This window comes from Arenibaculum sp., from assembly GCF_035998295.1.
Classification (GTDB): Bacteria; Pseudomonadota; Alphaproteobacteria; order Azospirillales; family Azospirillaceae; genus DASYHS01.
Window position 1 is genome coordinate 1 of record NZ_DASYHS010000105.1, and the last position, 11,684, is coordinate 11,684.

The 11,684-nt window shown below is 70.0% G+C and carries 12 protein-coding genes; all 12 read left to right on the forward strand.

Translation table 11 applies throughout. The annotated features are described in order from the left end of the window. On the forward strand, positions 1 to 703 hold a 703-nt coding region (locus VGO20_RS11215), incomplete at its 5' end, for an alpha/beta fold hydrolase (protein WP_327502427.1). A gap of 70 nt (positions 704 to 773) precedes the next feature. Beyond that, positions 774 to 1,529, forward strand: coding sequence for a FadR/GntR family transcriptional regulator (locus tag VGO20_RS11220; RefSeq protein ID WP_327502428.1), 756 nt, complete (start codon positions 774 to 776; stop codon positions 1,527 to 1,529). Continuing rightward, the gene (locus tag VGO20_RS11225) at positions 1,492 to 2,025 is read left to right on the forward strand and encodes a TRAP transporter small permease (protein WP_327502429.1); all 534 of its coding nucleotides are present in this window, start codon (positions 1,492 to 1,494) and stop codon (positions 2,023 to 2,025) included. The genes VGO20_RS11220 and VGO20_RS11225 overlap by 38 nt, the downstream gene beginning before the upstream one ends. Beyond that, positions 2,022 to 3,299 carry a TRAP transporter large permease gene (locus VGO20_RS11230; protein ID WP_327502430.1) on the forward strand — a complete coding sequence of 426 codons (1,278 nt, stop codon included), beginning with the start codon at positions 2,022 to 2,024 and terminating at the stop codon, positions 3,297 to 3,299. The genes VGO20_RS11225 and VGO20_RS11230 overlap by 4 nt, the downstream gene beginning before the upstream one ends. Before the next feature lie 47 nt (positions 3,300 to 3,346). Then, the gene (locus VGO20_RS11235; protein ID WP_327502431.1) at positions 3,347 to 4,354 is read left to right on the forward strand and encodes a TRAP transporter substrate-binding protein; all 1,008 of its coding nucleotides are present in this window, start codon (positions 3,347 to 3,349) and stop codon (positions 4,352 to 4,354) included. Between the two features lie 58 nt (positions 4,355 to 4,412). Further along, on the forward strand, positions 4,413 to 5,615 hold the full coding sequence (locus VGO20_RS11240; protein WP_327502432.1) for a mandelate racemase/muconate lactonizing enzyme family protein: 1,203 nt from the start codon (positions 4,413 to 4,415) through the stop codon (positions 5,613 to 5,615). A gap of 12 nt (positions 5,616 to 5,627) precedes the next feature. After that, positions 5,628 to 6,521, forward strand: coding sequence for a DMT family transporter (locus VGO20_RS11245; RefSeq protein ID WP_327502433.1), 894 nt, complete (start codon positions 5,628 to 5,630; stop codon positions 6,519 to 6,521). 345 nt (positions 6,522 to 6,866) lie between these two features. Then, a complete protein-coding gene (locus tag VGO20_RS11250; protein WP_327502434.1) occupies positions 6,867 to 7,976 on the forward strand; it encodes a methionine ABC transporter ATP-binding protein in 1,110 nt (369 codons plus the stop codon). Next, positions 7,957 to 8,613: a methionine ABC transporter permease gene (locus VGO20_RS11255; protein ID WP_327502435.1), complete on the forward strand. Its 657-nt coding sequence runs from the start codon at positions 7,957 to 7,959 to the stop codon at positions 8,611 to 8,613. The genes VGO20_RS11250 and VGO20_RS11255 overlap by 20 nt, the downstream gene beginning before the upstream one ends. A 118-nt stretch (positions 8,614 to 8,731) precedes the next feature. Beyond that, positions 8,732 to 9,517 carry a MetQ/NlpA family ABC transporter substrate-binding protein gene (locus VGO20_RS11260; RefSeq protein ID WP_327502436.1) on the forward strand — a complete coding sequence of 262 codons (786 nt, stop codon included), beginning with the start codon at positions 8,732 to 8,734 and terminating at the stop codon, positions 9,515 to 9,517. A 144-nt stretch (positions 9,518 to 9,661) separates the two neighbouring features. Beyond that, positions 9,662 to 10,924 carry a cation:proton antiporter gene (locus VGO20_RS11265; protein ID WP_327502437.1) on the forward strand — a complete coding sequence of 421 codons (1,263 nt, stop codon included), beginning with the start codon at positions 9,662 to 9,664 and terminating at the stop codon, positions 10,922 to 10,924. A 67-nt stretch (positions 10,925 to 10,991) separates the two neighbouring features. Continuing rightward, a complete protein-coding gene (locus VGO20_RS11270; protein WP_327502438.1) occupies positions 10,992 to 11,408 on the forward strand; it encodes an acyl-CoA thioesterase in 417 nt (138 codons plus the stop codon). Positions 11,409 to 11,684: the final 276 nt, after the last annotated feature.

Here is an 11,684-nt window from a genome sequence, read left to right on the forward strand (position 1 = left end):
TCCGCCGCTGCTGCTGCTGCATGGCGGGCTGGAGACGGTCGGGACCTCCTTCGGCAAGGTCGTGGCGCATTTCGCCCGCACCCGCCAGGTCGTCGCGGTCGAGCAGCAGGGTCACGGGCGCACCGCCGACCTCGACCGCCCGCTGTCCTTCGAGCGCATGGCGGACGACACCGCGGCGCTGCTGCGCCATCTCGGGATCGAGGGCGCCGACGCCTTCGGCTACAGCGACGGCGGCAACGTCGCGCTCGGGATGGCGATCCGCCATCCCGGCCTGCTGCGCCGGATCGTGGTCGCCGGCACCAACTACGACAACGACGGGCTCGAGCCCGAGGTCCTGCGGATGTTCCGCACCGCCAGGCCCGAGGACATGCCGGCCGGCCTGCGCGAGGCCTACGAGCGCGTCGCCCCGGACCCCGGCGGCTGGGCCCGCCTGGTCGCCAAGGTGATGAAGCTTTCGGCCGAGTTCCCGGGCTGGCGGCCCGAGGACATCCGCTCGGTCAGGACGCCCGCCCTGGTCGTGGTCGGCGATACCGACATCGTCCGCGCCGAGCACGCCGTGGCGATGTTCCGGCTGCTGCCCCGCGCCCGGCTCGCGGTGCTGCCCGGCACGGGCCACGGCCTGCGCCTGGCCGATCCCGGCTGGCTGCTGGCGATGGTCGAGGAGTTCCTCGATGCCCCCATGAGGCGAGGCCGCCCGGGCTGATGTGCCGAATTGATGCATCGCAGCACGTTTTTCGGCTTCTCATTTCATTCATCACACCTATGATCCCGGAGTGTCCAAGCTCCGCACACGCCACCAGCATGCCGTCGACCACCTGGGCCGGTGGATCGCGGGGGGCCGGTTCGGCCCCGACGCCGCGATGCCGACCGAGCTCGAGCTGGGCGAGGACCTCGGCGTCAGCCGCACCGTCGTGCGCGAGGCGATGCGCACGCTGGTCGCCAAGGGCATGGTCGAGGTGCGGCGGCGCCACGGGACCCGGGTGCGGCCGCTGCGGGACTGGAACCTGTTCGACCCCCAGGTCCTGGCCTGGCGCCTGGAACGCGGGCTGACGCCGGACTTCGTCGAGGACCTGGTCGCGTTCCGCCTCGGCTTCGAGCCGCTCGCGGCGAGCCTCGCGGCGCGCAACCCGGACTTTCCCGCCGGCACGCTGGACGACGCCTATGCGCGCATGGCCGCCGCGGTCGACGGGCACGGCAGCTACCACGAGGCCGACCTCGCCTTCCACGAGACGATCCTCGCGGGCGCGCGCAACCAGTTCCTGCACCATCTGGCCCCGTTCCTGACCAACGCGCTGCGCATGTCGTTCAACCTGTCGGTGCTGAACCTGGACACGGCGCGCGCGGCGCTGCCGCTGCACCGGGCGGTCGCCGACGCGATCCTGCGCAAGGACCCGGAAGAGGCGGCCGCAGCACTCGGGACGCTGATCGAATCGGCACGGCTCGACATCCTGGTCGGGCTCGAAGAACAAGATCGAGGGAGGAGCAACGCCGATGAAGAGGGTGGTCGACAACCTGTTCAAGCCACTTGAGCTGCTGATCGTCCTCCTCCTCGTGGGGATGGTGGCGATGGTGTTCACGAACGTGGTGCTGCGCTACGGCTTCAATTCCGGCATCTCCATCTCCGAGGAGATGTCGCGCTACTTCTTCGTCTGGCTGACCTTCATCGGCGCGGTCGTCACCTTCCGCGAGAACGGGCACATGGGCGTCGAGACGATGGTGCGCCTGTTCGGCCGGCAGGGCCGCCTGGTCTGCATGCTGGCGAGCAACGCCATCATCGTGCTGTGCGGGGCCGTGTTCTTCTGGGGCACCTGGAAGCAGGCCGGCATCAACGCCTCGATGGTCGCGCCGATCACCGGGATGTCGATGATCTGGGTCTACGGCGTCGGCTTCTTCACGGCCGGCTCCATCGTCGTGATCGCCGCGATCCGCATCCTGCGCATCCTGACCGGCGCCGTGACGCCCGAGGAGATCGCCTCCTTCGCCGGCGAGTTCGGCGAGGACGCCGTCGGCAGGCGCGCCGAATGACCATCGTCGTCTTCCTCGGGGCGTTGCTCGGCGCCATGGCGATCGGCGTGCCGGTCGCGTTCGCGCTGATCTTCACCGGCATCGTGCTCATGGGCTACATGGGCATCTTCAACGCGCAGATCGTGGCCCAGAACATGATCTCGGGCGCGGACACGTTCACGCTGCTCGCGATCCCGTTCTTCCTGCTGGCGGGCGAGCTGATGAACGCAGGCGGGCTGTCCCGGCGCATCATCGGCTTCGCGGTCGCCTGCGTCGGCCACATCCGCGGCGGGCTCGGCATCGTCGCCGTGATCGCGGCCGTGATCATGGCCTCGCTGTCGGGCTCGGCCGCCGCCGACACGGCGGCGCTGGCCTCGATCCTGATCCCGATGATGCGCGACGCCGGCTACAACGTGCCGCGCGCGGCCGGGCTGATGGCCTCGGGCGGCATCATCGCGCCCGTGATCCCGCCCTCGATCGCCTTCATCATCTTCGGCGTCGCGGCCAACGTCTCGATCACCCAGCTCTTCATGGGCGGCATCGTGCCCGGCCTGATGATGGCGGTGGCGCTGGTGGCGACCTGGATGCTGGTGTCGCGCCGCGAGGCGGTCCAGCCGCTGCCCCGTCAGCCTTGGGGCGAGCGGCTGCGCGCGACCGGGCGCGCCGGCTGGGCGCTGGTGATGCCGGTCATCATCCTGGGCGGCATCCGGTTCGGGCTGTTCACGCCGACCGAGGCCGCCGTCGTGGCCGCGGTCTACGCGCTGTTCGTCGGGCTGTTCGTCTACCGCGAGCTGCGCCTGCGCGACCTCTACGGCGTGCTGCTGGCCGCGGCCAAGACGACGTCGGTGGTGATGTTCCTGGTGGCCGCCGCCCTGGTGTCGTCCTGGCTGATCACCTCGGCCAACATCCCGGCCGAGATCAGCGGCCTGATCGAGCCGCTGATCGCGAACCCGACATGGCTGCTGCTGGCGATCATGCTCCTGGTGCTGATCGTGGGTACCGCCCTCGACCTGGCGCCGACCATCCTGATCCTGTCGCCCGTGCTGATGCCGATCATCCAGCAGGCGGGGATAGACCCCGTCTATTTCGGCGTCCTGTTCGTGATGAACACCTGCATCGGGCTGATCACGCCGCCCGTCGGCATCGTCTTGAACGTGGTCAGCGGCGTCTCGCGCGTCCCGCTGGGCCAGGTGGTGGTGGGGGTCTTCCCCTTCCTGCTGGCCCAGGTCGGCGTGCTGGTGCTGCTGGTCCTGTTCCCCGAGCTCGTCCTCGTTCCGCTGCAATGGCTGCACTGAGCCGCGGAGCGGGGAGGGAAATGAAGAACCATAAGGAGGAAACGCGAATGCATACCAAGATCCTGTCCGGCTTCGCCGCCATGCTGCTGGTCGGCGTGGCGCTGCCGGCATCGGCCCAGATCCAGGAGCGCAACATCCGCGTCTCCAACGGCGTCAACGCCGACCATCCCGTCGGCGACGGCGTCGAGGCGATGAACGCCTGCATGGCGGAGCGTTCGGACGGCAAGATGAAGCTGACCGCCTTCTGGGGCGGCGCGCTGGGCGGAGACCTGCAGGCGACGCAGGCGCTGCGCTCGGGCACCCAGGAGATGGTCGTCACCTCGACCTCGCCGCTGGTCGGCATCCTGCCGGCGCTCGGCGTGTTCGACCTGCCCTTCCTGTTCGCCGACGAGCAGGAGGCCGACGCCGTCCTCGACGGCGAGTTCGGCCAGTACGTCTCGGACATGCTGCCCGAGGTCGGCCTGGTCAACCTCGCCTACTGGGAGAACGGCTTCCGCAACCTGACGAACTCGAGCCGTCCGGTCGAGAAGTGGGAAGACCTCAACGGCATGCGCGTGCGCGTGATGCAGAACAACATCTTCATCGACACCTTCCAGAACATGGGCGCCAACGCGACGCCCATGGCCTTCGGCGAGGTGTTCACGGCGCTGGAGACGAAGGCGATCGACGCGCAGGAGAACCCCTTCGTGACGATCGACACCTCCAAGTTCTACGAGGTGCAGGACTACCTGTCCGTGACCCGCCACGCCTACACGCCGTTCATGGTGCTGTTCTCCAAGCCGATCTGGGACACCTACTCCGAGGAGGAGCAGGCGATCCTGCGGGAATGCGCGATCGTCGGGCGCGACGCCCAGCGCGAGGCGAGCCGCTCGCTCTCGAACCAGTCGCTGGCCCGCGTCCAGGAGGCCGGCATGCAGGTCAACGAGATCTCCCCCGAGGAGCACGCGCGCATGGTGGAGAAGGCGCAGCCCGTCTACCAGAAGCACGCCGAGACCATCGGGCCGGAGGTCGTGGAGCGCATCCAGTCCGAACTGGCCGAACTGCGCGGCAACTGATCCGCGCGCGCCCTCCCGGGATCTCCGGGAGGGCGCCTTCCCCGCGGTGGAGGCTTCCTTGAAGATCACCGGCGTCGAGACCGTCCGCCTGGCGGAGTTCGCCAACATCGTCTGGGTGCTGCTCCACACCGACGAGGGCGTCACCGGGCTGGGCGAGACCTTCATGGGGGCGGCGGCCGTCGAGGCCTACCTGCACGAGAGCGCGGCCCCCCGCCTGATCGGGCGCGATCCCCTGCAGATCGAGGCGATCAACCGCGACCTGATCGGGTATCTCGGCTGGCGCGGGGCGGGCGTCGAGACGCGGGGCAACTCCGCGGTCGACATCGCGCTGTGGGACGTCTTCGGCAAGGCGCTGGGCGTGCCGGTCTCGGTCGCGCTGGGCGGGCGCAGCCGCGAGTCGATCCGCACCTACAACACCTGCGCCGGCTACCGCTACGTGCGCGACGCCCGGGCGCAGGCGGTCGCGAACTGGGGGCTCGGCGCCAAGGCCGGCCCGTACGAGGACCTGGACGCCTTCCTGACCGACGCGGGGGAGCTGGCGCAATCCCTGCTTGACCAGGGCATCACCGGGATGAAGATCTGGCCGTTCGACATGGCGGCCGAGCGCACCGGCGGGCTCGACATCTCCGCCGAGGAGCTGAAGCGCGCGCTGGAGCCGTTCGAGAAGATCCGCGCCGCCGTCGGCGACCGCATGGACGTGATGGTCGAGTTCCACTCGCTGTGGAAGCTGCCGGCCGCCCGGCGGATCGCGCGGGCACTGGCGCCCTACGGCACCTACTGGCACGAGGACCCCGTGCGCATGGACAGCCTGGAGACGCTGAAGGCCTATGCCGAGGATTCGCCGGCGATGATCTGCGCGTCGGAGACGCTGGCCTATCCCCATGCCTTCCGCGACTATCTCGCGACCGGCGTCGCCGGGGTGGCGATGCTGGACCTGTCGTGGTGCGGCGGCCTGTCGGAGGCGCGCAAGATCGCGGCGCTGGCGGAGGCGCACCAGATCCCGGTCGCGCCGCACGACTGCACCGGCCCGGTGGTCTTCATGGCCTCGTGCCATTTCTCGCTTCACGCACGCAATGCTTTGGTGCAGGAATCCGTCCGCGCCTTCTATACCGGCTGGTACACCGAGCTGGTGACGGCGCTGCCGACGGTCGAGCGGGGGACGATCACGCTGGGCGAGGCGCCGGGGCTCGGCCTCGAGCTGCTGCCCGGGCTGCGCTCGCGCCCCGACGCGATCGTCCGCGCCACGACCGACCGAGACTGAGAGGCACCCCGATTGACGACGCCGATTGCCCGCGGGAGCGACGCGGCACCCTCCCCCACGGCCCTGATGGGCGTGGCGCTGATGCTGCTGGGCATGTTCCTGTTCTCGGCGAACGACGTCCTCGGCAAATGGCTGGTGTCGACCTACTCGGTCGGCCAGGTGCTGCTGATCCGCAGCGTCGCCGCCCTGGTCGTGCTCGCCCCGTTCCTGTGGCGCGCCGGCCTCGCGTCCCTGGTCCGGGTCGAGCGGCCGGGGCTCCAGGTGGTGCGGATGGCGCTCTCGACCGCCGAGGTGGTCTTCTTCTACTCGGCCGTGCGCCACATGCCGCTCGCCGACGCGATGACCTACTGGCTGGCGGCCCCCATCTACGTCGCGGCGCTGTCCCCGCTGCTGCTGGGCGAGCGGGTCCGCTGGCGGCGGTGGAGCGCGATCGCCGCCGGCTTCGTCGGCGTGGTCGTGGCGCTGGAGCCGTCCTCCGCGACCTTGAGCATGCCGGCGGTCTACGCGCTCGCCGGCAGCCTGGCCTTCGCGCTGATGATGGTGACCGGGCGCTCGTTGCGCGGCACGCCCGACGCGGCGCTGGTATCATGGCAGATCGTCGGCGCGCTGGCCTTCGGCCTCGTGGCCGCGCCGGCCGGCTGGGTGCCCCCGAGCACGCCGGACTTCCTGCTGCTGGCCCTGCTGGGCGTGGTCTCCATGGGCGCGCATGTCTGCGTCAACCGCTCGCTCAAGCTGGCGCCGGCCGCGACCGTCGCGCCGTTCCAGTACACGCTGCTGCTGTGGGCGATCGTCTTCGGCTGGGCGGTCTTCGGCGACATCCCCCGCCCCACCATGATGGCCGGCGGCGCGATCATCGTCGCCGCGGGGCTGTACATCTTCTTCCGGGAGCAGAAGCTGCGCCGCTAGCCCGGCCGGCCACGGAAGGAACGGGTTCGCCGAAGATTTAACCGATATATTTTGTTGAAAAAAAGCATTTGACTTTGAGAAACGCGCAATTACATGTTGGGCGTCATGGCCGTCCGTACGGCCATCGCGGTGATTTGACGACAGCAGCTTGCGCCGCGTCAAAAAACGCTAAAGCGCCACGACGCGAGTTGTGGCCCCGACCAACGAGGGAGCCCGGCATGTTCGCACCACCCGCCCACCATCTCTGTCGTCGCTGAACCGACGTTTCCGCCTGCCCATGGGCAGGACCGCTTCAGATCACGGCACCAGGGAACCGGCACCGAACGCGGCCGGACAGTGGCAAGAATGTACATCACGGTATCCGACGCGGCGGACCCCGGGTCCGGCGCGCAGCAGGCCGACGACGTCCGGGCGCGCGAAGCGATCGTGCGCATCCGGGACGTCCGGCGGCGCTACGGCCAGGTCGTCGCCCTGGACGGGATCTCGGTCGAGGTCGGCCGGGGCGAGATCTTCGGCATCATCGGGCGCAGCGGCGCCGGCAAGAGCACGCTGATCCGCACGATCAACGGGCTGGAGACCGTCGACGAGGGCTCGGTCGAGGTCGCCGGCCGGCGCATCTCCGGCCTGTCGGAGAGCGAGCTGGTCCCGGTGCGCCGGCGCATCGGCATGGTGTTCCAGCACTTCAACCTGCTCTCCGCCAAGACGGTGTTCGACAACGTCGCCCTGCCGCTGAAGCTTGCGGGCGTCGGCCGCGCCGAGATCGAGCCCAAGGTGCGCCAGCTCCTCGACCTCGTCGGCCTGTCCGACAAGGCGCGGGCCTATCCGGCGATGCTGTCGGGCGGCCAGAAGCAGCGGGTCGGGATCGCGCGCGCGCTGGCCGCCGACCCCGAGCTGCTGCTCTCCGACGAGGCGACGTCGGCGCTCGACCCCGAGACGACGCTGTCGATCCTGCATCTCCTGCGCGACATCAACCGCCGCCTCGGCCTCACCATTGTGCTGATCACCCACGAGATGGCCGTGATCCGCGAGATCTGCGACCGCGTCGCCGTGCTCGACCGCGGGCGCGTCGTCGAGCACGGCCCGGTGTGGGAGGTCTTCGCCCGGCCCGCCACCGAGGTGACGCGCCGCCTGCTCGGCACGCTGCGGCCCGAGCTGCCGGCCTTCCTGGCCGAGCGGGTGCGCCCGCAGCCGGGCCCCGGCACCGACGCGCTGATCCGCCTGGAGTTCACCGGGAAGGCGGCGCTGGAGCCGGTGCTGGCCGACCTCGCGCGCGAGCTCGACGTGCGGGCGACGCTGGTCCACGGCTCGATCGACTACATCGCCGAGCGTCCTGTGGCGACGCTCGTGATCTCGGTCCCCTACGAGGGCGAGGACTGGCTGCGGCGGGTGAACGCCCACCTGGCCGGTCGCGTCGCCGGCATGGAGGTCCTGGGTTATGTCCCCCGCGCTCTTTGACCTGTTCCTCGCCTCGATCGTCGAGACGGCCGTCATGGTCGGCCTGTCCGGCGCCGTCTCCTTCGTGGTCGGGCTGCCGCTGGCGCTGCTGCTGGTCGCGACCGACCGCGGCGGCATCTGGGAGAAGCCGCTGATCAACCGCGGCGTCGGCGCGGTGGTGAACGCCTTCCGCTCCATACCCTTCATCATCCTGCTGGTGGCGCTGCTGCCCTTCACCCGCTTCATCGTCGGCACGACCATCGGCACGGCGGCGGCGATCGTGCCGCTCACGGTCGCGGCGACGCCCTATTTCGCCCGCATCGCCGAGGTCTCGCTGCGCGAGGTCGACCGCGGCCTGATCGAGGCGGTGAAGGCGATGGGCGGCACGCGCTGGCAGATCGTGCGCGAGGTGCTGGTGCCCGAAGCGCTGCCCGGCATCGTCTCCGGCTTCACCGTGACGCTGGTGACCCTGATCGGCGCGTCGGCCATGGCCGGCGCGGTCGGTGCCGGCGGCCTCGGCGACCTCGCGATCCGCTACGGCTACCAGCGCTTCGAGGTCGTGGTGATGCTGAGCGTCATCGTCGCCCTGATCGTCATGGTGTCGGCGGTCCAGTCCGGCGGCGACCTGATCGCCCGCAGGCTCGACCGGCGCCGCTAGCCCGGCGCCGCAACCCGCCGCCGCAACCCGACGCCGCAACCCAACGCCACCGGCCCGGCACCCTATCCATCGTTTTCGAACCGCGGCCCGAACGGCCGCCAATACCGGAGGTATGACCATGAAGTTCCGTCTGAAATCCGCCCTGCTGGGCCTCGCCCTGCTCTCCCTTCCCGCGGCGGCCGGCGCCGAGACCGTCAAGGTCGGCGTCGCCGCCGGCGACGACGAGGTGATCTGGCAGCAGGTCAAGGAAGTCGCCGCCAAGGACGGCCTCGACGTCGAGCTCATCGTCTTCAACGACTACCTGCTGCCGAACGCGGCGCTGGATGCGGGCGACCTCGACGCCAACTCCTTCCAGCACAAGCCCTTCCTGGAGAACGAGGTCCGGACCAAGGGCTACGAGCTGACGGCGATCGCCGACACGATCGTGGCACCGATCGGCCTCTACTCGAACAAGGTCGACGACGTCGCCGACATCCCGCAAGGCGGGCAGATCGGCGTCGCCAACGATCCGTCCAACGGCGGCCGCGGCCTGCTGCTGCTCGAGGCCGAGGGCCTGATCGAGCTGCGCGACGGCGCCGGCATCCTGCCGACCCCGCTCGACATCACCGCCAACCCCCGCGACCTGCGCATCGTCGAACTGGACGCCGCCCAGCTCCCGCGCAGCCTCGACGACCTGGACGCGGCCGTCGTCAACAACAACTACGCCGTGCTGGCCGACCTGAAGCCGAGCGACGCCATCGCGATCGAGCCCGCGATCGACAATCCCTACGGCAACGTGATCGCGGTGCGCACGGCCGACAAGGACAAGCCGGTGTTCGACCGCCTGGTCGCCGCCTACCACAGCGACGAGATCCGGAAGTTCATCGAGGACCACTTCAAGGGCGCCCTGATCCCGGCGTTCTGACGACCGCGCGCCGCCGGGCCCTATGCGACGGTCGCCCGGCGGCGCCACGCGCCGCCGGGCCCATGCAACGGCTTGGCGGCGCCGCCGTTCCCCTCGGGGACGCGCCGTTTCCGGCGCTCTCCCGACGAACGGCCGCGAGGAGCCATGACCCCCTTCGACATCGCGGCGATCCTGCTGGGAACGGTCACGCTGTTCGCGGTGCTCAACCACCATTTCCTGCGCCTGCCCCTGGCGATCGGACTGGTGATCATCGCGCTGGTCAGCTCCTTCGCCGTCATCGCGCTCGACCGGATCACGCCCCTGACCATCGACGACACGATCCGCTCGATGCTGGTCGCGCTCGATTTCGAGCAGATCGTGATGACCTGGATGCTGCCCTTCCTCCTGTTCGCCGGCGCGCTGCGGGTCGATGTCACCGAACTGGCGAACCGGAAATGGACCATCCTGACGATGGCCACCATCGGCGTCGCGATCTCCACCCTGGTGATCGGCCTCGGCTTCGCCCATCTCGCCGGCGTGCCGCTGATGGTGGCGCTGGTGTTCGGGGCGATCGCGACCCCGACCGATCCCGTGGCGGTGCTCTCCATCCTCCAGACCTCGGGCGCGCCGAAGAGTCTCGAATCCAAGATCGTCGGAGAATCGCTGTTCAACGACGGCGTCGCCGTGGTCGTGTTCCTCGGCCTGACCGCCGCGACGTTCGGCACCACGACCCACAGCGCCGAGGCCGGGATCGCGTCGACCGCGGTGCTGTTCCTGCAGGAAGTGCTCGGCGGCGTGCTTCTCGGCCTGCTCGGCGGCTATGCCGGCTATCGTCTGGTCAAGACGATCGACGACTTCTTCATCGAATTCCTGCTGACGCTCGCGCTGGTGTTCGCGCTCGGCGCCGGCGCCCACGCGCTCCACGTCTCCGGCCCCCTCGCGGTCGTCGTCGCCGGGCTGTTCATGGGCAATCACGGCGCGCGCTACGGCATGTCGGAGGAGACCTGGCGCTACGTGGACAAGAGCTGGTTCGTGATCGACGAGCTGCTGAACGTCGTGCTGTTCACCCTGATCGGCCTCGAGATCTTCGCGATCGACCTCGAACCGGCCACGGTCGCCATCGCGCTGCTCGCCATTCCGCTGTCGCTGGCGGGGCGCTTCGCCGCGGTGGCGCTGCCGATCACGATCCTCAGCCTCGGGCGGGACTTCACGCGCGGCTCGGTGCCGGCGCTCACCTGGGGCGGCCTGAAGGGCGGCGTGTCGGTCGCGCTGGCGCTCTCGCTGCCCGAGAGCGAGTACAAGCCGCTGCTGCTGGCCGCGGTCTACGCGGTCGTGATCTTCTCGATCATCGTCCAGGGCCTGACCCTGGGGCCGCTGGTCAGGCGGGTCATGCGGCCCAAGGGCCCGCCGCTTAGCGAAGAACCCTGACCTCCGCCGCGACGGCCGGCTTGGTGGTATGATCGGCGGCCCTGCAAGCCGCGCGAGGACTTCCCGGATGACGGACCCTCTCACCCCCGACGCCTTTCCCCTGCGGACCTTCGACAAGCTCCGCTACGCCGACACCGACCGGCAGGGGCACGTCAACAACGCTGTCTTCGCGACCTTCCTCGAGACCGGGCGGGTCGAGATCCTCTACGACCCGGCCTTCCCCCTCGCCGAGCCGGGCAGCGCGTTCGTGATCGCGCGGCTGGCGCTCGATTTCCGCTCCGAAATCCGCTGGCCGGGCACGGTCGAGATCGGGACGCGCGTGGCCGCGGTCGGCCGCAGCTCCCTCACGCTCGCGCAGGGCCTGTTCCAGGACGGCCGGTGCGTCGCGACGGCCGAGACCGTCATCGTCCAGATGGACGAGGCGACGCGCCGCTCCCGCCCGCTGTCGGAGGCCGCCGTGGCGCGCCTGTCGTCGCTGGGGTGATTCCGCCTATGGCGGATCACCGTCCTGCAGTTCCACCTGATCCTGTGCGGCGGCTGACGAAACTCGCCACGGCCCCCAACGGCATCCACCACCTGAAGCGCGGCCAGGGATAGCCGCGCCGGTCGCGCATGGAGGCGCGACCCTTCCTGGCCGCGCCTCTACCGGTCGCGCATGGAATGGTAGCCGTACAGCGCCGCGACGCCCAGCGACGCCAGGGTGACGGCGCGCGCGAGCGTGACGCCGCCGCCGCGGGACGGGCGCCGCCATCCCCCGGAC